Source organism: Chryseobacterium culicis (assembly GCF_900108365.1).
Lineage (GTDB): Bacteria > Bacteroidota > Bacteroidia > Flavobacteriales > Weeksellaceae > Chryseobacterium > Chryseobacterium culicis.
In genome coordinates this window covers 375,643-400,314 of the sequence record NZ_FNWQ01000002.1, presented here as the reverse complement: position 1 = coordinate 400,314, position 24,672 = coordinate 375,643, and the positions used below count along the sequence as shown (strand labels likewise).

Genomic DNA, 24,672 nt, shown 5'->3' with positions numbered 1-24,672 from the left:
TAATCAAAGGAAGTATTTACTTTTGATACAGCAGTAATTTCATTACTTTCCAAGTCATCTAAGTGTGTGAATAAATCGGCTAATATACCAGCCGGTTTATTTTTTTGTATTCTTAACCTGCAGTGCTCTCTGATAAAAAGACTGGTTTGCAATTTTTTCTTCCGCTTCATCAATGGCTGCAAGCAGATTGTTTTTATTATCAGAAATTTCTCCCAAAACCTGTGACATCAGTTCCCAGACGGGTTTCATTTTATCAACCAGCTCATTACCTTGGGAAGTCAGCTTAAAGAGTCTTTTTCTTTCATCCTGTTTATCCTTTTCCCACCGGATGAGTTCCTGCTTTTCAATTTCTTTCAGCAGCGCGATTGTGGAGGGATGGGTGTACCCTATTTCGTTGGCTATTTCTACTACACTGGCTATTTCTTTTTTATAAATGGTAAAAATAACCGGGAACCATTTCAGCTCGAAATCAATTCCAAAAGCTTTATAGATGAGCGCTCCGTCTTTCCTTAGCTGTTCACTGAGGCGGTGCAGCCTGGTGGATATCGCAAGAATTCCTGCTTCGTTAATGACATTCATATTCAGTCAATATTTAAATGATAGAAAACATCGTCTGCGCTCATCAGAGGAAACTTCACAGGAAGATTTCCTTTTTCAACCTTTACAAAATGGTTTCTTTCATAGAAGCGCTGTGCTGCTTTCAGTACTGTTATCGTCCCAAGGTAAAGGTCATCAATTCCGTTTTCCCGACAAAAAGAAATTAAAATATCCAGTAAATTCTGTGCAATATTCAATTCCTTTCCTCTGAATTCTTTTTTTACAAACATTTTTCTGATGGCTCCTGCCCTTTCGTCAAATTTAATCAAAGCAATAGAACCTACCAGTTCTCCGGCCACAAAAGCCCCCCAAAAATTTCCACCACCTTCTCTGTAAAAGCTTTCTATATGCAAAAGATCGGGCTGATCTTCTATCGTAATCGGGATATTAAACTCTTTCTGCTGAATCGTTAAAATCAAATCTATAGCCTGTTCCGAATAAGAATTTCCTATGGGCTGTATCTGCAATTTCATAGTGTTTTATATTTAAAGTACAAAACTACGTAGTTAAATACATAATTGCAAATTGATTTTACCTATCAAATATTTTTGACATGATCAATCATAAAAAAACGTATGCCACTGCTGACATACGTTTTATATGATTATCTGAAGAACAGCTATTTCCATCCTCCGCCTAAAGCCTGATAAAGCTCTACGGCTGCTTTCATTTTGCTGTATCTCGCATTAGAAATATTAAGTTCTGCATTCAGTGAATTGACACTCGCATTCAATACTTCAAGGTAGTTCGCCATACCATAGTTGACCAATTCCTGGGAGTAGTCAACCGATTTTTTATAGGCATCCAGTTCTTTTTGCTTTAATTCAATAAATGAATCCTGAACAGAGAAAACTCTGATCGCATCCGAAACCTCCTTACCGGCAGTAAGAACTGTTTTTCTAAAGTTTAAATACGCCGTTTCCTGATTCGCAAGACTTACATCATAGTTGGTTTTGATCTGTCTTTTGTTCAAAATAGGCTGAGCCAGTCCTGCCACTACATTCGCGAACAATGAATTTACACTGAATAAGTGGTCGATATCCACAGACTGAAGTCCACCACTTCCTGTCAGTTTTAAAGTAGGATAAAACTGTGCTTTAGCTGAATTGGTAAGTTCGAAAGCATTCATCAGGTTATATTCTGCTCTCATGACATCCGGACGGTTGGCCAGAAGCTGAGAAGGATATCCTAATTTCAGATCAATCGGAAGATTCTGTCCTTCCAGTGTAGATCTCTCAATAGAATGGGAAGGCTCACCCATAAGAAGGCTCATGGTGTTTTCTAGCAGCTGGATCTGTGTATCCATATCAATCAGTAAAGATTTGGCATTGAAAACAAGAGCTTCACTCTGCTGTACTGCTACTTCAGTAACGGTTCCGGCAGTTTTCAAAGCTTTTGTAGCTTCTAAGTTTTTCTCCCTTACCGCAATAGTTTCTGAAATAATTCTCTTCTGGGCATCAAAGGTCAGCAGCTGATAATATGCTGAAGCAATAGAAGAGACAAGACTGCTTTTCACGGCTTTATGGGCAGCAACTGTTCCTAAATAAGTGGCTAGCTGTGCTTTTTCCTGTGCTCTTAATTTCCCCCAGATATCTGCTTCCCATCCGATTGTTGCGGTAATGTCAAACTGGTTGACATATCTTCTTTCTCCAATGATCTGCCCAAACTGAGTGTTGATAGACTGCGTCTGAAACGTATAGTTGGGCCCGATAGAAAGCGTCGGCTGGTAAGCAGCTTTACTTTGTTTAAGATAAGCTTCCGCTGAATTGATGCTTTCCAGAGCAATTCGGATGTCCAGATTATTTTCCAGTGCCTTGGAGATATGCTTCTGCAGTATCGGATCGGTAAATATTTCTTTCCAAGAAATATTGGCGATGCTGGCGCTGTCTGATGGAAGCATATCTGTACGGAACAGCTTTTCGTCTACAACGTTTTTCGGTCTTTCGTACTCTTTTCTTGCCATACAGGATGAAATGGCTCCGAGTATGAAAACTGAAAAAGTGATTCCTTTTATGATGTTTAATAAACTCTTCATTATTTTTAATTAGAAGTTAGAGTTGAGAAGGTAGAAGTTAGTTTTTAGAATGATCTCTAACTGCTGACTTCTACTTTCTTAAATCTTAATTTTATTCTGCTAAATTGATTTCTTCTTTTTTGATAGGTTTAATTTTTTCCTGCAGTGTTTCAAAGATCACATACAGTACAGGAATTACAAATAATCCTAAAATAGTTCCGATCAATAATCCGATGGCCGCCCCCGTAGCAATAGATCTGTTACCTACTGCACCAATTCCACTTGCCAGTACCAATGGTAATAAACCGAAGATAAAAGCAAATGATGTCATTAGAATAGGTCTTACTCTGGCCTTAGCAGCATTGATGGCAGACATTACAATGGTTTCGCCGTGATGTCTTCTCTGCACGGCAAATTCCACGATAAGGATCGCATTTTTCGCCAATAGTCCCACCAACATAATCAAAGCAATCTGGAAATAAATATTGTTTTCCAAGCCCATTATTTTCTGTCCGAAGTAAGCCCCCATTACCCCCAAAGGAAGAGAGATTACCACTACCAACGGAAGTATATAACTTTCGTATTGTGCAGAAAGAATAAAGTACACAAAAATTAAACTTAGTGCAAAGATCAGCAGTGTCTGAGATCCTGAATTTAATTCTTCTCTTGTTAACCCGGTAAACTCTACTGCATAGTTTTGGTTCAGGGTTTCATCAGCTACCTGCTGTACAGCAGTAATGGCATCCCCGGAACTGTATCCTTCAGAGTTTGCTCCCGTTACCTTCACCGAGGTAAAGAGGTTATAACGGCTTACAGATTGTGGTCCGTATGCTTTTTTCAATGTTACAAACTGTGAAATCGGAGACATGATACCTGAACCGGTTCTTATATAAAGTTCATTCAGATTTTCAATATTCTTTCTGTTTTCAGGAAGCGCCTGAACCATAACTCTGAACTGCTTTCCGTACTTGGTAAAGTCGGCAGTATAAATACCTCCGATGTATCCCTGCATGGTTGCCAGAATGTCATTTACAGAAACCCCGAGCTGCTTGCTCAGCGGAACATTAATTTCCATCTGATATTGAGGATATTTGGTATTGAATGATGTTTGCGCAAATTGAATTTCCGGTCTCTGCATAAGCTTGCCGATGAATTCATTGGTTTTAGCATCCAGATCGGCATATTCGCCTCCGGACTTATCAAGTAATACCATTTCAAAACCGGCACTGTTACCAAATCCCGGTACACTTGGCGGCTGAAAGAACACTACTTTAGCATCAGGAACGGCTCCTACAATTCCAAACAGTTGTTTGGTAATATCTTCAGAGGTCTGACCGTCTTTTTTTCTTTCTTCAAAAGGTTTTAGCTTCACAAAGGCAAGACCGTTGTTACTTCCGTTTCCTGATAAGAATCCTCTACCCGTAGAGATCGTCACGTTCTGTACTCCCGGAACTTTTAATGCTTTAGCCTGAAGCGTTTTCAAAGCATTGTAAGTTCTTTCCATAGAGGCTCCCGGAGGAAGCTGAACATCGGTAAAGATAATTCCTCTGTCTTCTGTAGGCACAAATCCTTTCTTCATACTGCTGCTCGCCCAAAATAAGATCACTCCGGTTACCGCGAAAATAATCAGGGTTACCCATTTATGTCTTAAAAGGAATACAAAACCTCTTCCGTAACGTTCTGTAGTGGTTTTAAAAGCAATATTGAACTTATAGAAGAATTTCTGCAGAATATTCAGATTCTTGTACTCCGCATGATGCTCTGCGTGAGGTTTTAAGAATAATGAGCATAAAACAGGGCTCAACGTTAATGCATTAATGGCAGAAATGATGATGGCAATGATCAGTGTAATACCAAACTGCTGATAGAATACTCCCGTAGGACCTGTAATAAACGTTACAGGAATAAATACGGCTGCCATTACCAATGTAATAGAGATAATAGCTCCTGTAATCTCATCCATCGCTTCTACTGTAGCTTTTTTAGCATCAGAGATTCCGTGCTCCATCTTGGCATGGACGGCTTCCACGACCACAATGGCGTCATCCACCACAATACCGATCGCGAGTACCAATGCAAATAATGTTAAGAGGTTCAGTGAATATCCGAAGAGATTCAGGAAGAAGAACGCTCCCACAATAGAGACCGGAACCGCAATAGCCGGAATCAGGGTAGATCTGAAGTCCTGAAGGAAGATATATACCACAATAAATACCAGGATAAAGGCTTCGATAAGGGTATGTACTACCTTTTCAATAGAAGCTTCAAGGAATTCATTGGTATCAAAGTTAAAAGTATATTTGATTCCTTTTGGAAAAGTACTCTCTGCTGATTTCAGATAAGTTTTAATATTTTTAATAATCTCCTGTGCATTAGACCCCGGCGTCTGGAAGATCCCCATACTGATGGAAGGGTTGTTTCCGTTTTCCCCGATACCTGTGTAAGACTGGCCTGCCAGTTCTACTTTGGCAACGTCTTTCAGCATCAGGTTTTGTCCGTTTGCAAGAGATTTGATGATGATATTATCGTACTGTTCCTTATCATTGAATTTACCTACGTATTTGATGATATATTCAAAAGAACTTCCGCTGTTTTGTCCGATAGAACCCGCTGCTGCTTCCCTACTTTGCTCATTAATCGCATTGGTAACATCTGTAGGCGTTACACTGTAGGCAGCCATTTTTGCAGGATCCAGCCAGATTCTCATGGAGTAATTTTTACCCCCGAACACGTTGGCATCCCCTACACCATTTACCCTTTTAAGGTTGGGAATAATGTTGATGTTCAGAAAGTTCTGAAGATATACATCATCCAGATCCTTATTTTCAGAATAGAAAGACATATACATCAGGGCACTGGTCTGCTGCTTCTGGGTTACAACCCCGGAACGTGTTACTTCTGATGGCAGCAGAGGTGTTGCTCTGGCCACACGGTTCTGTACGTTTACCGCAGCAATATCCGGATCTATACCCTGTTTAAAGAAAACCTGGATCTGGGCAGAACCGTCGTTTCCGGCACTGGAAGTGATATAATCCATACCTTCCACCCCGTTAATCTGTTCTTCCAAAGGTACTACTACACTTTTCATTACCGTCTCGGCATTGGCTCCCGTATAGTTTGCGGAAACACTCACCGTAGGCGGTGCAATATCCGGATACTGGGTAACCGGTAACGAGATCAGTCCCAGCACACCGAGAATCACAATCAAAATTGAGATTACGGTAGATAAAACCGGTCTGTTAATAAAGTTTTTTATCATTAGAATTTCGGTTTTATTGATTGAACAAGACTATCCATTTTAATTGGTTTCGGCTTCACTGCTGTTCCCGGCTTCAGACCTCCGATGCCGGCTGCAATAACCTTTTCCCCTTTATTAACTCCTGATTTGATAAGAGCTAAATTGTCAATTCTGTCAATGACATTTACAACAACATTTCTGGCAGTATCTCCTTTTTCTACTTTGTAAACGTAAACAATACCCTGCTGCTCGTAAGTAGCACTTTCAGGAACAACCAATACATTGTCATAATTCTGAGGGAATCTGATGGTTCCGCTGTTACCGTTGCTCAATAACTTCTGAGCATTGGAGAATGCCACCCTGAACTGAATGGTTCCTGTTGTGGGATCAATCTGCCCGGTAATGGCTTCAATTTTTCCTTTTTCAGGATAAAGACTTCCGTTGGCTAACTGAAGCTCTACCATGGGTAAGTTTTTGATTTTTTCGGGCATGGAAGCACCCGGAGCTTTTTCAAGGAAATTGAAATACTCCTTTTCATTCATGGCGAAGTAAGCATAGATCTCAGAAGTGTCAGAAATTGTAGTAAGAGGTGTCTGATCAGACGGTCCTACCAGGCTTCCCACTTTTAACGGAAGCCTCCCGATTACCCCTGAAATAGGGGCACGAATGATAGAGTATTCAATATTGGCTTCTACTCCTTTATAATTGGCTTCTGCCTGTCTTTTGGCTGCATTGGCCTGCTGTAACTGAGCCTGAGCCTGAGCCAGCTGCGCCTGAGCAGTCTGCAATTGTACGTTGCTGATGATATTTTTCTGAACCAGCGGCTTTAGTTTGTTTACTTCCACCTGTGCAGCATTTACAGAAGCCTGCGCAGCGGCAACACTGGATGCGGCAGCCCCGATTCCTGCTTTGGAAGCAGCTGCATTTTCGTTCAGGATATTGGTTTCCAGACGGAACAAAGGCTGTCCTTTGGTAACGTATTGTCCTTCATCTACCAGTACCTGGGTAATATATCCCTGTATTTTTGCACGTACATCATTGTTTACTCTACCTTGAATGGTAGCCGGAAACGTCTGATAACCCACTATATTTTTTGACTCCACAGAAACAACCGGATATGGCTTGGCACCATCCTGTTTCGGGGCTTCTTTTTTGCAGGCCGTCAGTGAAAACGCTGCAATGGAAAGTATAACTAGCTTATTATTCATTTTATAGTTTATTAAGAGATTCCTGAATATTTTCTATGTTTTTATTTAAGAGTGCTTTGTAAACTTCTATTCTTTCATTGTAACCATCGTCTTTACTTTTTTTAAAATTGTTTAAATCATCTAATAGTTTTAATTCGTCCTGCATCTTTTGGACAATTTTTTCGAATCGTATTTTCTTGTATTCATCATTGATGAAAAAATAGCGTTTCCGCTCATCCATTTTATTGTGGTCCACAATAAGCTCGGCATTTAACAGGAGAGAAATGCTTGTAGAAACAGAGCTTTTGCTGGCAGAGAGCACATCCACAAACTCATCAAAAGTAATTCCTACTTTCTCATAGTCGAAAAGAAGGTAGGAATAGATTTTAGATGCTAAAGGGGGTAAACTGAACACGGTGCCGTAGAATTTTACGGCATCCTGAAAAATCTTTTCATCAATTTCTATACTTTTATGCATAATATAAAAATTTGAACAAATGTAAAAATTAGTTCAGAACCAAACGAACAAACCTGATAGAGTTTATAAATAAAGGGTGTTTTAAAAATTCAATGAAAGAGGATTTAACTTTTTGCCTAAATTATAATCTTCTCAAATGCTTTTCTCATTCCATCTCTCAACAGCACCTCTCCACAATAGGAGTAGCCTCTGCCTTCAAGAATTTTCAGCATGGCCATATTATCATGGTTGGTGTCTACTTTAATACTCTGAATACCATGAGATTTAGTAAATTCTTCAATGTGATCAAATAGTTTTTTCACCATTCCCTGCCCGGCAAATTTTTCGTCTACAGCTACTCTGTGAACCACTACAAATTCACCATCACTCAGCCATGCGCCTTCTATGGTGCTGTAAGCCGGTTCGTCATTCAGGATAAGCGCTGCATACACCGCAATATCTCCGTCTACGGTCAGAACATGGCCAAATCCTTTGGCGATATCACTTTCTACAGTCCCGAGATTAGGGTATCCGTTTTGCCATTGGGTACTTCCGTCCTGTCTTCTTCTTTCTATGGATTGCTGAATAATTTCCCAAATGATATTTTTGTCTTCAATTTCTGCCTGTCTTAATTTAATCTCTGGATTCATTGCTTTTCATTTTTTGATTAAAAAATTTAAGAATTAAAAGGGATTTGATTGGCAACCAAATACTGTATAATTTGATTTTAAATACTCTTTTAATGCCATAATTTTCTAATCTTAAATCGTTATTAATTAATTAAAAAACCGAAAATTAATTGAGATTAATTTTCGGTTCGAAGTAGTAAAATTTAAAATTATGAAATTGTTTATTGATTTTCACTTTGTTGAAGGTAAGCATCAATAATATCAAATGCTTTTTTTTCATCTTCCAGATCTACCATGAGCTTCAGCGAAGTTGCTGTGGGCGTTGTAGTAAACGTAAGATAGTTATTTTCAACGGTATTTGTAATTTGAGCGTCATCCAATTTAGACTTAACCAACTGAATTTCTGAAGGGTTATCACTTACATAAACTGATACTCTCGTACTTCTTTCCATATTCTAACTGTTTGAGTATCTAAATATACAATGTTTTTTTTAAAATTACAAATCCTGAGTTTTAAATTTTATTAATATTGTTTTCAATTTTATTCAAAGCGAGCTGAATCTCTTCTTTAGTGACATTCAGGTGAGGTCTGAAACGGAGAGACTGATCTCCGCAAGGAAGAATAATGAGTCCATCCTTATACAGCTCGTTCATCAGGGCATTTCTTTGCTCTGCGGACGGAAGGTCAACGGCACACATCAAACCTCTTCCTCTCGCATTTGAAATTTTTTCAGGATATTTTTCTGCCAGAACTTTCAAATTTTCAAGTAAGAAATCTCCTACCACTCTTGCGTTTTCCACAAGATTTTCTTTTTCAATAACTTCCATCACCAGCTGAAAACGAAGCATATCTATAAAGTTGCCTCCGAATGTAGAATTGATTCTTGAACTCTCTCTGAATACATTGTTCGGAATTTCATCAAACTTTTCTTTATTGGCTAAAACACCGCATACCTGTGCTTTTTTCCCGAAAGAAATAATATCCGGTTTTGCTGTAAAGTGCTGGAATGCCCACATTTTTCCTGTAATGGCGATCCCTGTCTGAACTTCATCAAAAATAAGTAAGATTTCGTTGTCATCACAGATTCGTCTCAATCCTAAAAGGAATTCGTCTCTGAAATGATTGTCACCTCCTTCTGCCTGAATAGGTTCTATGATGATGCAGGCCACTTTATTAGGATTCATCAGAATAGCCTCTTCAATCTGAAGCAAAGCAAGGTTTTCGTTTTTAATGGTTTCTTCCAGGTTTTCTTCAGTGATCGGGAACTTCAATTTGGGATTCAAAATTCTCGGCCAGTTGAACATTGGGAAATATTGATACTTTCTGGGATCAGAAGTATTGGTTAAGCTTAAAGTATAACCGCTTCTTCCGTGGAAAGCCTGTTTGAAGTGGATGCAGATTCCTGCTTCCGTATCCAGTCCTTTAGCAAAATTTTTACGGGTTTTCCAGTCAAAGCATGCCTTCATCGCATTTTCTACTCCCAGAGTCCCGCCCTCAATAAAGAAAGCATACTGTAATTCTTCAGGAATCACTACTCTTTCGAATACTTCCAGGAAATGAGCATATTCTTCCGAGTAAACGTCTGCCAAAGTAGGTTTGTTCACAGCCATTCTTCCCAGCCATTCTGATCTTTCAACAAGATAAGGGTGATTGTATCCGATGGATGCTGATGCGAACATGGAGAACATATCCAGGTATTCTCTGTTGGTCAGTTTATCATAAAGCCATGATCCGTGTGATTTTTCAATGTCCATCACAAAATCAAAACCATCTGCAAGAACGTGTCTTCCTACTGTTTCTTTTACTTTATTTGCCTTTATGTCTAATGTTTGTTCCATAATAAATTTGTAGTGTGATTTAATAAGTGAGCGGTTAAATGCTCCTGTGACGAAGCATTTAACCCTTCAGGTTATTAAGTTTTATGTTTTTTGAGTGCTTATGGTAAAGCTTTTATAAATCAAATTTAATTCCTTGTGCTAAAGGAAGTTGTGCGGTGTAATTGATGGTATTGGTTTGCCTTCTCATGTAGTACTTCCAGGCGTCAGATCCTGATTCTCTTCCCCCTCCGGTTTCTTTTTCACCTCCGAAAGCTCCTCCAATTTCTGCTCCTGAAGTCCCTATATTAACGTTGGCAATACCACAATCGGAACCCGCATGAGACAGGAATAATTCAGCCTCTCTTAAGTTCTGGGTCATGATTGCAGAAGATAATCCCTGAGGAACATCATTCTGAATTGCGATCGCTTCTTCTAACGTTTTGTATTTGATCAGATAAAGGATCGGTGCAAAAGTTTCATGCTGAACGATCTCGTAAGAGTTTTTTACTTCAGCGACACAAGGTTTAACATAGCATCCGGATTCGTAATCTTTTCCGGTTAAAACTCCACCTTCAACAACAAATTTTCCACCTTCTTTTTTGCATTTCTTGATAGCTTCTTCGTATTGGTTTACTGCATCGGTATCAATAAGAGGCCCCACATGGTTTTTCTCATCTAACGGATTTCCGATTTTCAACTGACCGTAAGCTTTTACCAGTCTGTTTTTTACTTCATCATATACGCTTTCGTGGATGATCAGTCTTCTTGTTGAAGTACATCTCTGACCTGCCGTTCCTACAGCCCCAAAAACAGCTCCGATGATCGACATGTCAATATCAGCTTCTTTTGTAATAATGATAGCATTGTTTCCGCCTAGTTCAAGGATTGATTTTCCGAATCTTTCTGCAACTTTAGAAGAAACCATTCTTCCCACTCTTGTAGATCCTGTGAAAGATACAAGGGCTACTCTTTTATCATCTACCAGTTTCTGCCCTATTTCGTGGTCTGATACCAATACACTTGAAATTCCTTCAGGAAGATTATTTTCTTTTATCACTTCCATCATGATATTCTGGCATGCAATAGCACAAAGCGGTGTTTTTTCAGAGGGTTTCCAGATGGTAACGTTACCACAGATCCAGGCCAGTGCTGTATTCCATGACCATACTGCTACCGGGAAATTGAATGCAGTAATCACTCCTACTACTCCCAGCGGATGATATTGCTCATACATTCTGTGTCCTGGTCTTTCAGAATGCATGGTGTAACCCTGCAGCTGTCTCGAAAGTCCTACTGCAAAGTCACAGATATCGATCATCTCCTGAACTTCACCCAGTCCTTCCTGTAATGATTTACCCATTTCGTAAGAAACAAGTTTACCAAGGTCATCCTTATATTCTCTTAATTTTAAGCCCAGCTGTCTTACGATCTCTCCTCTTTTGGGAGCCGGAATCAGCCTGAATTCCTGAAATGCTTTCTGAGCAGTTTCAATTACTTTGTCATAATCACTTTCTCCGGAAGTTTTTACTTTGGCGATCAATTTTCCGTCTACAGGAGAAATGCTTTCTATCACCTTTCCTGAAGCGAAATATTTTCCGCCCACTGAAGTCCCTTTGTTCTCTTCTTTGATACCAAGATTTCTAAGTGTTTTTTCAATTCCGAAATCCTTTACTTTTTTTGACATAAAATCTTACTTTTCGTTCTCTCTAAAGATAAAAATATTATGTGAACCTCAAAACTTTAATTTTTAACAGGCTTTTTATTTGGACTAATTATAAACATGCTTATCTTTGCAGGGTAATCATTTTGACAATCACCAATGGAAAATTCACAAGAAAATAACTCGAAGCTTAAAAAGTGGTTCAAGCGTGTGGGATGGGCAGGATTAGCTTTCTTTACCATTAAAGGCTTGATTTGGCTCGTCATATTCTACGTTGGAGCAGATAGTCTCCAGAGTTGTATACAATAAAAAAGCAGAGAAATTTTCTCTGCTTTCTTATTTATGTATTGAAGTGTTTAAAATCCGGGATTTTTTTGCATTTTTTGCAAAGTAAAATTCAAAACAGATAAGGACTTATTGTGAATAAATTTCCTCAAAAGCACCATTATCTCTTACAATCTGATCTCCCGATATTATTCCTTCTTTTTTCTTCCTGACTCCACCAGGCTCTGATGCAGCAGATACTCGATCTGGCCGTTCACACTTCTGAATTCATCATTCGCCCACTTTTCAAGGAGTTTATAAGTAGACTCGTCTATTCTTATCACAAAAGATTTTTTGCCTTTGCTTTCCGAAGAGTTCTGAGCTTTTTCTGATTTCATTTTCTAAATTCTCTTACATTATTTCTGACTATTTCAGTGTGAAAGTCTACACTAAAATGTAACGTTTAATTTTCCACTTCTTAATTGTAAAGTGTTCCTGCATTTAATACTGGCGTTGCTGCTTTTTCACCGCAAAGAACTACCATTAAATTGCTTACCATTGCTGCTTTTCTTTCATCATCAAGCTCAACGATATTGTCTTCTGAAAGCTTTTTAAGCGCAAGGTCTACCATTCCTACAGCTCCTTCCACGATCTTGGTTCTTGCAGCAACAATAGCTGTTGCCTGCTGTCTCTGAAGCATTGCCCCTGCAATTTCTGACGCATAGGCCAGGTGCGAAATTCTGGCTTCCTGAATCACAATTCCCGCTTTTGAAAGACGGTCTGTAAGTTCCTGTTCCAAAATAGAATTGATTTTATCGCCTCCTTCTCTCAATGTAATCGGAGCATGATCGTCTTCCAGATTATCATAAGGAAAGCTCATCGCCAGATGTCTTACCGCTGCTTCACTCTGCATTTTTACAAAGTCTGAATAACGCTCTACATCAAAAGCTGCCTTATAAGTATCTCCTACCTTCCATACAATGACTACTGCAATTTCAATAGGATTACCCATCTTATCATTTACTTTCAAAGTCTGGCCCTGCAAATTCTCTGAACGTAAAGATATTTTCTGTGAAGAGTACAAAGGATTGATGAAGAATAATCCGTTCTCTTTTACACTGCCTACATATTTTCCAAAAAAGTTCAATACTCTTGAATGGTTTGGCTGAATAATCATCAGTCCTTTTAAGAAAAAGCATGAAAGAAGAAAGCACAGCATAGCGATAACCACATAAGCAATGCTCTGATCTACGCCGCTAACAAAGAAATACACTGCTGCAACAAACAAAGCAAGACAGATGACAAGGGTAAGATAGCCCGACATGGGTTTTAATGTTTTTTCCATGATTGAATTTTTAATTTGATATTATTTTGATATCATAAAGATACTAATCAATTTTGAATTATGGATGGTAAATTTTACTTTTTTAACAGAAGAACGGATTTCCCGGTCAGGAGTTTCGGGATTCCGGGTATTTTACCTGACACAAAGTTCGCGAGGTTGTATATTAAGATACATTATATTTTTGTCCGCAAAGCCACTTTATTTAGCGACGAGCAATTCTTTTTTTTGCTGAATAAGAAGACTTTTCAGACGATAGCTCAACCCCAAAATTGAGCGTTTAGAAAAACACCAGCTACATTATACTTTACAAAGCATCAGAAATTATATGGACAAAAAAATCCCGGAAAGTGAATTCCGGGATTTTAATTTATAGTTTCAGAATTTTATTTCTTGGTTAAAGCTTTAAACTTGATATAAGAAACAGCTGATAAAATAATCATTGTTGAGATTCCTATGTATACCCAGGCTGGTACCGGCACCGGATCTCCCGCGGCATATGAGTGAAGTCCGCTTAAGTAATAATTTACTCCGAAATACGTCATCACCATTGAACAGAATGCAAACATGGTTGCTACGTGGAAAGCCCATCTGCTTCTTAATCCCGGTACTAATCTCATGTGCAATACAAATGCATATACCATGATGGAAATGAAAGCCCATGTTTCTTTAGGGTCCCAGCTCCAGTATCTACCCCATGATTCGTTTGCCCAGATTCCTCCTAAGAAGTTTCCTACTGTTAATGCAAACAATCCGATTGTTAATGACATTTCAGAAACGATTACCAATTCCTTCAGTGTCGTATCATGGTGAATTTTATAGGTTTCTTTATTGGAAATAATATAGAATACCAATGAGATTACTGCAATAATCATGGATAGTGCAAAGAATCCGTAACTGGAAGTAATAATAGCAACGTGAACAATTAACCAGTAAGACTTCAATACAGGAACCAGAGGCGTGATCTGTGGATCAAGCGCTGAGCCTCCGTGGGCAAATCCCATCATAATAACCGCCACCATAAATCCGGCTGCCGGAATTAATGCATTAGCATTTCTATACAGGATTAAACCGGCCGTAATACCTACCCACGAGATAAAGATAATTGCTTCATAACCGTTACTCCAGGGAGCATGGCCTGAAATATACCATCTTGCTACAAGTCCTAGGAAGTGGCACAGATATCCAATTAAACCAATGGCAATGATTGCTTTAATTACTTTGTTTAATACTTTATTTGATTTAAATAATTCAACGAATCCTAAAATAAGTAGAAGGCCGCCGATAATTGTGTAGAAGATTAACAATTTGAAGTTAATATCTACTTTATTCATAAAGACTTCAAGATCAACTTTAGATTTCGCAGGAACTACAGCTTTCCCCCATTTTTGCTGATATTCTGAAAGTTTTGCCAGTTCAGCATCTGCTTTGTTCCAGTCTCCTGTTTTCTGTGCTGTAAGAGCCTCCGCGAAGTAAGGTCCCATAACCTGCTGAGACTCCATATCCGGCTCAAATTTCATGTCTAACCATGAATGCCATGTGTGATTAGCGTCATTTTTTACAGGAACAATTCTCATAAACTGGCCGCTGAAGAACTCATTGAAAATCTGAACCCTTTCATTAACAGCAATTACTTCCTTGTCATAGTTCGTTTGTTCAGCCGGTTTTTTACGGAATGCCGTATTGTAGTCGTGCTCCAGAATATACGTAAGATTACCGTTTGCATCCGCAGGGAAAAGGTTCATCAGTGAAGTGTAGCCATCTTCATCTGCCTTGGTTTTGTTTTTCAGTTCGTCTCCTCCCTTAGTTCCTACTTTAATCATTGGAACCATTGTCCAGCTCGGAGTGTCTGTATTGATAGAAAGGAACCATTGGTTGGCAGTAAGAGATTTTCCGTCTGTTCCTTTGAATTCGTCTTTTTTGTATAATTTTCTTAAAACATCTAATGCTTCTGTATTGATAGGAACAATTCTTCCTTCAAAATTCTGCACCAATAAATATCCGAATTTATCCGCATGTTCTTTGCTGATTTTGTTTCTGGCGATAATTTCATCAGGAGAGATAGATCTCATTTTTCCCATTGGAGTTGCCAGTGAGTTTTGCTTTGGAGCAGCACCATCAAGCGGTTGGGCGGATGGAGCCGGCGCATGAGAATGATTATCTCCTTCCACATGAATGTGCTCTCTGCTTCCGTCCGTTGTTCCGTGAGTCTCTATTTTCTGAGCATTTAAGCCTAAGCTTACTAATAAAAGCAATGCTGCAGCGGCACCTTTTGTTTTCTTTTTATTGACATCAGTCAGCATTTTATTCAATTTCCAGAAGTGAGTTCCTTTCCAGAAGAAAATCACAAACATTCCTAAAAATAAAAGTCCGTATCCGATATAAGAAATGAGAGTTCCCCAGTAATCGTGGTTTACCGAAAGAACAGTTCCCATTCTGTCCGGATCAAAGCTTGACTGGAAGAAACGGTATCCTTTATGATTAAGAACGTGGTTCATATAGATTTTATACGGAGTTTCTTTACCTTCATCAATAATTTTTACATGGCTTTCGTAAGCACTTGGCGACGAACTTCCAGGATATGTTTCCATTACGAAGTCATCCAGCTTCAAGGCGAAAGGTGTATTGTATACTTTAGGGCCGAATCCTACCATGATGTTTAAACCATCCATCGTAACCTGCTTATAAGCGTTTGGATTTCCTTTTTCAACAGAAAGATCTACAATCTGTTTTGTTTTTGGCCCCTGAAGCTCAATCTGCAGCATATCCGGAACATTGGCATCTTTCTTTCTGTCACCTTCAATGGCAATCAGTCTTCCTTTTTTAAGACCTTCCGGAACGACAAGCTTAAGTTCGTTGATGGTATATAAACTTCTTAATGCCAAAGGCTGGAATTCATCTTTCACGGTAGTTCCTGTTGCCTGAGTCGCCATTGTCATATAGTTGGCATCTACAGGAGTTTTGATGAATAATTTTCCGCCCTCATTTTTGAATTCAACGGCGCCCTCAATGGCTCTGTTGAATGTTACCAAAGTTCCGTTGATTGATTTTGTTTCCCCTGGTTTGATGTAAATATTCTGTCTTCCGGTATTTCCGGTAGAGACCAGATGAAGATACTCTGCTCCGTTTGGCTCAGCTACAAGGCTGTCTTTTTTTCTTTGAATGTATTCCTTAGCAAACACTTTCACTTCTTTCCCATGGAAGTCATAAGTGGCCTTGAAATCTTTGTGCAGTGGAGACATCAGATAAGGAACATCCTGATAATTCAGAACATCTCCTTTTTCTTCAACCTGAATTTTAAAGAAATTTTTATCGGTTACGATTTCGTTTGAAGTTTCACCTTCTCTAATGTGCATTGTTCCCTCGAAACTGATGTATCTTGTAATAGCACCACCGATAAAAATAAAAACGAAGGCAAGGTGAAAAACAAGAACCGGCCACTTATCTTTTTTCCATAGTCTGTATCTTCCGATATTTCCTATAAAGTTAAGAATAAGCAGGACCATGATCAGTTCGAACCATTTGGCCTCATAAATTAACGCTTTTGCTGTAGGAGTTCCGTAGTCGTTTTCTAAGAACGTTGCATAAGCCATCGCGAATGCGTACACCAGCAACAATACAGCCATTGTCCTGGTTGAGATAAGAATATCTTGGAGCTTCTTCATGATTTATTGTACTTGACATGCAAAAATAAGCATGATAAACCACAAAGAGCTTAAAAAAAGCTGTTTTTTGTCACTTTGGCTTCGGTTTTGCTTATTTTGAAACATTCTTAATAAGCCCGGAAACATTAGGAAAAATTCAATTTCAAATCCAGAAAAAATTTGGATTTATAAAAACTATTCCAGTGATTGAACAGTTCTATTTAGAAACGGGATAAAGTTCTCTATAGCAACGGTTTATAGATAAAAATAAAAACACAGAATTCAATCCGTTTATCCAATCAAAAGTTTTTTCCTGATTTTACTTAAAAATTCATGCGTAATTCCCAAATAAGAAGACACCTGCTGTTGGGTAATTCTCTGTTCCAGTCCCGGATACTTTTCCAGAAATTCAAGATATCGTTTATCTGCTGTTTTACCCGTTAAAGAAAGGATTCTTCTTTGCAGTGCTACCGAAGATTTCTGATTCATTATCCTGAAAAGCTTTTCTATCTGAGGCATTGATTCGTACAGATTTTCTTTGTCTTTTTTAGTAATCATCAGTACTTCACTATCTTCAAGAGCTTCAATATTCAGAATGCTCGGAACATTATTGATAAGACTGTCTAAATCTGTAATCCACCAGCCTTCTACGGCAAAATATAAAGTTTGCTCAAAACCCTTTTCGTTCAGGTAATAGATTTTGAAACAGCCGCTCAGAACGAATCCTTCAAAAAAGCAGTAATCTCCTTCTTTGAGAACAACGTCTTTCTTTGTAAACTTCCTGTACTCAAATGGTTTTATAAACCTTTTGAGATCTTCTTCCGAAAGGCTGATGTATTGACTGATATTTCTGAAAAGTAAATCGGACATTTTTTTATGTAAGCAAAATAAAGGTATCAAAAATTACTGACACCTTTACGAAATTAAATTACAGTTGTATTTAAGCATTGAAACGATGGTATTCCCAATAGTCCATCAAAAAAATGCTTACTTTTTTCTATATGCAAATAGCCTTACTTTACAAATGCATCGGTATTTATAACGGTGGCGTATAGATTCCCAAGAGCAGAGATTCCTGCGAGAAAAGACTTTTGAACCTCTGCTGCCTTTACCACTTCCCCATTCAATTCACGGTTTCTGGTTGCTGTAGCATCTCCGATGACTGTATTTGCAAATCCAAAATCGAAAGCCGCCCTTGTTGTTGCTTCTACACAGACATCGGTCATCATTCCTGTAATCACAAGATTTTTGATTTTCTTTGACTGAAGATAGCGCAAAAGCTCAGTTTCCCGGAAGCTGTTGGGAAAGTGTTTCGTAATTATTTTCTCATTCTCCAGCGGTGAAACCAAACGGTTGATTTTAACTCCATCGGTATCCGGAAGAAAAAAAGAAGCACCTTCACTTGTAGAGATATGCTGAATATGAATGACAGGAAGATTATTTCTCCTGAAATAGTCTAAGATTTTTGCTGCATTTTTTCCAGCCTGCTCAGCCTTATCCAATATCATTTTCCCTCCAGGAAAATAATCATTCTGTACGTCGATAATTAATAATGCCGTGTTTTCCATTTTTTGTTTTTGTTGTGCGTTCATTGTAATCAGTGAAATAAAGATCAGACCTGAGGTCAGAATTGTTTTAAAAGTATTTTTCATAGGTAAGATTTTACAGGACAAAATTACAGAGGGTTTAATTTCTGACCTTTGAACTAGTTCAAAAAACACTTTCAGTACATTATAATATCAATCCATTTTTAAATAGTATTATTTTTTTCATTTATATCGATTTGAATAAAAAATTTTCATTATCTTTTTTCGGGAATTATACACAGTAATCGGGATAAGATCCTTTAACGGTATCAGATTTGGATACACAAAAGAGACACGTTATTTTATTTTTCAACTGCTGAAAATATTTTGTAATCAAATTTTAAATAATCGTTGTAAAAAGCGGGATTTCCAAAACATTTTTTGGAGAAAAAAGATTCTTTTAGTGTTGAAAAAACATTAAATTTGTGACATTGATATTATGGACAAAAAGACACAAAAAAAACAGACTGAAATGCCTGAAAAAGGCAGAATTTTATCTAAGCCACGTATATTTTTCGGGCTTACACTTATCCTTTTCTCGGCTGTTCTTGCGCTCTCTTTCATTTCTTATTTAATGAACTGGAAAGCAGACCAGAGCCAGGCGGGAACCATGCTTGACAAGACTATAAAATCTTCAAATATCTTTGGTAAGGTAGGCGATTGGCTGGGAAATATTTTTATTTTCGAAAGTATTGGTATTGCCTCCTTCATCATTGCATTTTTATTTCTGGTAGTGGGTACGCTTATTCTTAAGAAGAAAATCTTCAAACCCTGGAAAACCATTGGCCACTCTTTGTTTTTTATCTGCTGGCTTCCTATTTTTATGGGAGCACTTACGAAAGGACAGGGTGTTTTAGGAGGTGTTTACGGATATCAGATTATGGATTACCTTAATTCGATTATCGGAGCGGTAGGTCTGTGGACTGTTTTAGCAGCGAGCATTCTTTTATATTTCATTCTTGAGTTTAATCTGCGTCCAAGTTCTATTAAATCAAAACTGAACAGGATCAATGAAAATACCATTGGAAAAGTAAAATCTATGATGCCGGATTCTAATGATGATTTTGAAGCAGACGAAGAACTGAAAGAAGAAGCAGAGGAAGCGGAAGAAGAAAGTCCATCGCGGGTTACTGTAAGTGAAGTTTCTAAAGCCACTCCCCATACTCCGGTAAGCACTATAAAAGAACCAGAACCGGTAAGCGTTCCAAAGGGATTTCCTGAAGTTCCGGTCTCTGCTAACATTGAAACCATTAGCACCCCCAACCATACTTCTTTTGAACCAGAACCCAGAGAAGTTTCCCAACCGGTAAGTTTAAACCTGAATACCAAGCCTGTTGTTCCCGTTTCCAGTCCGGAAGAAGCTTTTGACATCAGGCCATCTGTTCCATCTCCTGCGGTAACTCCTGCACCGGCAGGAACTCAGGAAAACATTAAATTCAATGTAGAAGTAGCACCGGTTATTGATGTTCTCGATGATTCCGAGAAACAGTCACAGGAACTGGTAGAAAAACATGGTTTGTATGATCACAAGCTTGATCTGGCTAAATTTCAAATGCCGCCTGTGGAATTACTGAAAGACTATGGCAGTGAGGAAATTTCGATCAACAAAGAAGAACTAGAAGAAAATAAAAATAAAATTGTTGGACTTCTGAAGAATTTCAACGTAGGAATTGCAGAGATCAAAGCAACCATTGGTCCAACAGTTACATTATATGAAATTGTTCCTGAAGCAGGAATTCGGGTAGCAGCGATTAAGAAACTGCAGGATGATATTGCACTGAACCTTTCCGCATTAGGAATCAGGATTATTGCGCCAATGCCGGGGAAAGGAACTATCGGTATTGAAGTGCCTAGAAAAAATCCTACCATGGTTTCTATGCGTTCTGTAATTGCTTCTCAGAAATTCCAGAATACGGATATGGACCTTCCGGTAGTTTTCGGAAAGACTATTTCTAATGAGATCTTCATGGCTGACCTTTCAAAAATGCCTCACCTGCTAATGGCTGGTGCCACAGGACAGGGTAAATCGGTAGGGATTAATGCAATCCTTACTTCCCTACTCTATAAAAAGCACCCAAGCGAACTGAAGTTTGTAATGGTAGATCCCAAAAAAGTGGAACTTTCATTATACTCAAAAATTGAAAGACACTATTTGGCGAAGCTGCCTGATGCAGAAGAGGCGATCATTACAGATACCAATAAAGTAATTAATACGCTGAACTCTCTGTGTATTGAAATGGATACGAGATATGATCTTCTTAAAAATGCATTCTGCAAAAATTTAAAAGAATACAATAAGAAATTTGCCGAAAGAAAATTGAATCCGGAAAACGGGCACCGTTACTTACCTTATATAGTATTGGTGGTAGACGAGTTCGCAGATTTGATCATGACCGCAGGAAAAGAAGTTGAGCTGCCAATCGCCAGACTAGCCCAGCTAGCAAGAGCAGTAGGAATTCACCTTATAGTTGCTACACAGAGACCATCTGTAAACGTAATTACAGGGATGATCAAGGCCAACTTCCCAGCAAGAGCTGCCTTTAGAGTAATCTCCAGCGTGGATTCCAGAACTATCCTGGATTCTCCGGGAGCAGATCAGCTGATCGGTAAGGGAGATATGCTTTATTTCAACGGAAATGAGATCTTAAGACTTCAGTGTGCGTTTGTAGATACTCCGGAAGTGGAAAGACTGGCAGAGTTTATCGGCGAGCAAAAAGGCTATTCGTCAGCATTCTTACTTCCTGAATATGTTTCTGAAGACTCTACCAGCACTGTAGGCGCTTTCGATCCGAATGAAAAAGATGCTTTATTTGAAGAAGCGGCAAGAATTATTGTTTCTACACAGCAGGGTTCTACATCAATGCTTCAGAGACAGTTGAAACTTGGATATAACAGAGCCGGAAGAATTATGGATCAGCTTGAAGCAAGTGGTATCGTGGGAGGGTTCAACGGAGCTAAAGCAAGAGAGGTGCTGATCAGCGATCTTCATTCTTTGGAACAGTTTTTGGAAGATCTGCGTAGTTAAGGGAAAAATTGCAAGATTTAACCTTCAAAAATTGAAATGTCTAAAGATTATTAAATAAAAAAATGAAAAATATTATTTCAAAAGTTATATTAGGAAGTTTTATTGTAGGTGCAGCAGGTATGGCAAGTGCTCAGAAGATTGATGCCAAAGCTAAAAAGATATTGGATGATATTACAGCCAACTATAATTCTAAAAAGAATTCGTACTTCAAATTTTCTTTTGGAAGCGGCCTGAACGGAAAGGTTACGAAAACTGAACCTGGTATTTACTACGCTGCAGGAGAAAAGTATAAACTAAAGATCATGGATACAGAACAGATCTTTGACGGAAACAAAATCTATAACATCAATGCTGATGATATGGAAGTTACCATTGCCAAACCTAACGGAAGCAGCACGATGTTCTCTCCTATCAACTATCTTACTACCTACAGAAACGATTATAATGTAACGTATAACGGTAAAAAAATGGTAAATGGTGTAAATACAGATTTTATTAAGCTTACTCCTGTAAAGGCAAACGGAATACAGTTTGTGTATCTTTTTGTAGATTCTGCAAAAAAGCAGATGGTAAAACTGGAGCAGCACGGAAACAACAAAGATGTTGCCGTCATCGCTATTAAAGAATATAAAGAAAATCAGGAACTGGATCCTAATATGTTTGTTTTTGACAAGAATAAGTTTAAAAACTACGTCGTTACAGAACTTTAAAAAGCTGAAAGTGAATCTGCAACCCCGCAAATTTACTTTTAAAGTTAAAAAAATAACAAAATATAAAAAGCCACAAGTAAACTTTGTGGCTTTTTGATTAATTTTGGCGCATGTTAAAAATACTAGACCGATATATCATAAAAACCTTCTTTGGACCGTTTTTCTTTATATTCAGCGTATTGTTTTTCATTTTTATTGTAAACATTATCTGGGTTCAGTTAGGGCAGTTTATGGGAAAAGGATTAAGCTATTGGCAGATCCTCAAACTTCTTTTTTATCTTGGGGTAAACGTCATCAGTATGGTTCTCCCGCTTACGATTCTACTGGCGAGCATTATGTCATTCGGGGAATTTGGGGAACGTTATGAACTTGCAGCAATGAAAGCGGCAGGAATTCCTCTGACCAGAGTAATGACTCCCCTGCTGGGAATCTCTACGGCACTTGCCATCATGCTGTTTTTCTTTTCCAACAACATTATTCCGGATTTTCAGAAAAAAGCGAAAAACATGCTTTTCAACATTGCCCAAACGAAGCCGGCCATCAACTTTACTCCGGGTCAGTTTATTGATCAGATTCCGGGTTATATGGTGAAGTTTGATAAGATATACGGAGAAAACGGAGAGAATATCGAAGGTGTTTTTGTCCACAAGAAAGCCAATGCTTATGAAAATCAACAATCTGTGGTGGCAGAAAAAGGCAAATTTGTACCTGCAGTCAATAAGAACTTTTTGAAACTTGTGCTGTATAACGGATATGTCTTCGAAGATGCTTTTGCCGGGAAAGGAGATAATGTAAGAGTGAAGCAGCCCGATCAGGCTATTAAGTTTGATACGCTGGTTTCCCATTTTGATATTAGTGAAATCATCAATAAAGCCATCGAAAAAGAACAGATTACAGATGATTATCGTTTCCAGACTTATAATCAGCTTAACGAAACGGTGAGCAAAACGAAAAAAGATAATAAGCAGTTTTTTGATAACGTAGGATCTGAGGTCCTTAACCAGACCAATTCTGTGGTCAGCTATATGGACAAAGGCAACAAACATAAAGTAGCGCCGAAAACCCAGATAAAACTGGATACTGTAAAAGGTGATAAAAAACTTGAAATTCTTTATAATTCCTACAACAGATTGGATAATTTGAAATCTACTTTAGATTCTAAAAAGAACGAATACAGCTCCAATGTAAAATATTTCAGCAAAGTAGTAATCTACCAGCAGAGAATCATAGCCTATTCGGTGACCTGTATTATTTTCTTCCTGATTGGAGCAAGTTTGGGTTCTATTATCAGAAAAGGAGGAATGGGTCTTCCGGTAATTATCGCTATTGTTATTTTCATCGTTTTCTACGTAATGAATGTAGGGGTAGAAAACCTTTCATGGAGCGGAAAAATGAACCCTTATCTGGCAGCCTGGCTTCCGAACCTTATTCTTCTTCCTTTCGGAGTATGGATGACGTATAAAGCACTCACAGACTCACAATTATTTGATGCTGAGAAATACAAGGCATTATTTAAACCCATCACCAAAAGGTTTGCAAAAAGTAAAGAACATCAGAGATACCAATAATTCCGATGTTACCCTAAAAAACAAAAAGCTCCGAAGATTATCGGAGCTTTTTTGATGGATTCAAGTAAAATATTTTGTTTTATCATATTTTGGATTTAAAAATTTATATTTGCTGGAGTTTAAAACAAAACCATGAAGAAATTACTACTTATTGGCCTGTTCGGTCTTCTGTCTCTGAATGCTTATGCTCAGGATCAGGATGAAAACGGAACCTATAACGGCGAGAAATACGGCTATATTATTGATAAGTCCGGAAAGAAAATTGAAGGTGTTGTACAGTTGCACGGAGGATATTCCAGTCCCTGGCAAAATCAGTTAAAGGTAAAGTTTGCAGCCATTGCAGATATTGATAAGGTAAAGAACAGAATTAAATTCAAGACCTATGACACAGATGATATTAAAGAATATATGCTGTATCAGGGGGATACTCCAAGGATTTTTAAATCTGTAAAATATTCGAATATGAGAGAAGCTTTAAACAGCTCTGAAAGTTCAACAGGACTGGCGGCAGGCTTTAAGGCAATCAATAATCTTTCCAGAACGGAACAGTTTGCAGAGGTAGTAGCAGAAGGGAAAGTAATGGTTTATAAGCTCTATGGCTATCCTACTGCGCTTTCAGCTAATAGTACACAGGCTATTTCTCAGGCGGAGACGGACCGGTTAAGAGAAAACCCGAATTATATTTTTTCTAAAAAAGGAGGAAAAGTAGAGGAACTTACTCCCGCAAAAGCAAAAATTATCCTTGCGGACTGTCCGTACGTAAAAGCGAAAATCACCAAAGGAGAATACGGATCACTGAAAAATGAAGAGAAGAAAAGATCCGGCTTCGGGAAATTTATCCGCGATGAAATCAGCAATGCTACCGTTGATAAGCTTTCCATTATTAATGAAGTGATCTACGATTATAATGAGAATTGTAAATAAAGAAAGAGG

The 24,672-nt window shown here is 38.3% G+C and carries 19 protein-coding genes; 4 read left to right on the top strand and 15 right to left on the bottom strand.

The genetic code is table 11. The annotated features are described in order from the left end of the window. Positions 1-96: 96 nt before the first annotated feature. From BLW74_RS08115 to BLW74_RS08035, 15 genes are all read right to left on the bottom strand, one after another. Positions 97-579, bottom strand: coding sequence for a MarR family winged helix-turn-helix transcriptional regulator (locus BLW74_RS08115; RefSeq protein WP_089691457.1), 483 nt, complete (start codon positions 577-579; stop codon positions 97-99). A 2-nt stretch (positions 580-581) separates the two neighbouring features. Further along, a complete protein-coding gene (locus BLW74_RS08110; RefSeq protein WP_089691456.1) occupies positions 582-1,070 on the bottom strand; it encodes a GNAT family N-acetyltransferase in 489 nt (162 codons plus the stop codon). A 146-nt stretch (positions 1,071-1,216) separates the two neighbouring features. Next, positions 1,217-2,632, bottom strand: a complete 1,416-nt coding sequence (locus tag BLW74_RS08105) for an efflux transporter outer membrane subunit (protein ID WP_089691453.1) — start codon at positions 2,630-2,632, stop codon at positions 1,217-1,219. Between the two features lie 91 nt (positions 2,633-2,723). After that, on the bottom strand, positions 2,724-5,870 hold the full coding sequence (locus BLW74_RS08100; protein ID WP_089691450.1) for an efflux RND transporter permease subunit: 3,147 nt from the start codon (positions 5,868-5,870) through the stop codon (positions 2,724-2,726). Further along, complete coding sequence (locus tag BLW74_RS08095) at positions 5,870-7,057, bottom strand: efflux RND transporter periplasmic adaptor subunit (protein WP_089691447.1); 1,188 nt, start codon at positions 7,055-7,057, stop codon at positions 5,870-5,872. Before BLW74_RS08095 ends, BLW74_RS08100 begins: the two co-directional genes overlap by 1 nt. Position 7,058: 1 nt before the next feature. Beyond that, complete coding sequence (locus BLW74_RS08090) at positions 7,059-7,514, bottom strand: transcriptional regulator (RefSeq protein WP_089691444.1); 456 nt, start codon at positions 7,512-7,514, stop codon at positions 7,059-7,061. 116 nt (positions 7,515-7,630) lie between these two features. Continuing rightward, positions 7,631-8,143: a GNAT family N-acetyltransferase gene (locus BLW74_RS08085; protein ID WP_089691441.1), complete on the bottom strand. Its 513-nt coding sequence runs from the start codon at positions 8,141-8,143 to the stop codon at positions 7,631-7,633. Between the two features lie 200 nt (positions 8,144-8,343). Then, positions 8,344-8,574 (bottom strand): DUF2007 domain-containing protein, encoded by a 231-nt coding sequence (locus tag BLW74_RS08080; protein ID WP_089691438.1) that lies wholly within the window; start codon positions 8,572-8,574, stop codon positions 8,344-8,346. 61 nt (positions 8,575-8,635) lie between these two features. Further along, entirely contained in the window at positions 8,636-9,961 is a 1,326-nt protein-coding gene (gene lat / locus BLW74_RS08075) for an L-lysine 6-transaminase (RefSeq protein WP_089691435.1), read from the bottom strand. Between the two features lie 112 nt (positions 9,962-10,073). Then, positions 10,074-11,624 carry an L-piperidine-6-carboxylate dehydrogenase gene (gene amaB / locus BLW74_RS08070; RefSeq protein ID WP_089691432.1) on the bottom strand — a complete coding sequence of 517 codons (1,551 nt, stop codon included), beginning with the start codon at positions 11,622-11,624 and terminating at the stop codon, positions 10,074-10,076. A 449-nt stretch (positions 11,625-12,073) separates the two neighbouring features. After that, positions 12,074-12,262: a type II toxin-antitoxin system antitoxin gene (locus BLW74_RS08060; RefSeq protein ID WP_089691429.1), complete on the bottom strand. Its 189-nt coding sequence runs from the start codon at positions 12,260-12,262 to the stop codon at positions 12,074-12,076. Positions 12,263-12,342: 80 nt separating this feature from the next. Continuing rightward, positions 12,343-13,209 (bottom strand): SPFH domain-containing protein, encoded by an 867-nt coding sequence (locus BLW74_RS08055; protein ID WP_089691426.1) that lies wholly within the window; start codon positions 13,207-13,209, stop codon positions 12,343-12,345. Positions 13,210-13,592: 383 nt separating this feature from the next. Continuing rightward, positions 13,593-16,871 carry a cytochrome c biogenesis protein CcsA gene (gene ccsA, locus BLW74_RS08045; RefSeq protein ID WP_089691419.1) on the bottom strand — a complete coding sequence of 1,093 codons (3,279 nt, stop codon included), beginning with the start codon at positions 16,869-16,871 and terminating at the stop codon, positions 13,593-13,595. A 270-nt stretch (positions 16,872-17,141) separates the two neighbouring features. Continuing rightward, positions 17,142-17,720, bottom strand: coding sequence for a Crp/Fnr family transcriptional regulator (locus BLW74_RS08040; RefSeq protein WP_089691416.1), 579 nt, complete (start codon positions 17,718-17,720; stop codon positions 17,142-17,144). A 143-nt stretch (positions 17,721-17,863) separates the two neighbouring features. Further along, entirely contained in the window at positions 17,864-18,502 is a 639-nt protein-coding gene (locus BLW74_RS08035; protein WP_089691413.1) for a cysteine hydrolase family protein, read from the bottom strand. Positions 18,503-18,875: 373 nt separating this feature from the next. Between BLW74_RS08035 and BLW74_RS08030 the strand changes: the two genes are divergently transcribed. The 4 genes from BLW74_RS08030 (at position 18,876) to BLW74_RS08015 (ending at position 24,663) form a co-directional block, all read left to right on the top strand. Beyond that, entirely contained in the window at positions 18,876-21,461 is a 2,586-nt protein-coding gene (locus BLW74_RS08030) for an FtsK/SpoIIIE family DNA translocase (RefSeq protein ID WP_089691409.1), read from the top strand. A gap of 62 nt (positions 21,462-21,523) precedes the next feature. Continuing rightward, the gene (locus BLW74_RS08025; protein WP_089691407.1) at positions 21,524-22,171 is read left to right on the top strand and encodes an outer membrane lipoprotein periplasmic chaperone LolA1; all 648 of its coding nucleotides are present in this window, start codon (positions 21,524-21,526) and stop codon (positions 22,169-22,171) included. 110 nt (positions 22,172-22,281) lie between these two features. Beyond that, entirely contained in the window at positions 22,282-23,739 is a 1,458-nt protein-coding gene (locus tag BLW74_RS08020; RefSeq protein WP_089691404.1) for an LptF/LptG family permease, read from the top strand. A 132-nt stretch (positions 23,740-23,871) separates the two neighbouring features. Next, a complete protein-coding gene (locus BLW74_RS08015) occupies positions 23,872-24,663 on the top strand; it encodes a hypothetical protein (protein ID WP_089691400.1) in 792 nt (263 codons plus the stop codon). Positions 24,664-24,672: the final 9 nt, after the last annotated feature.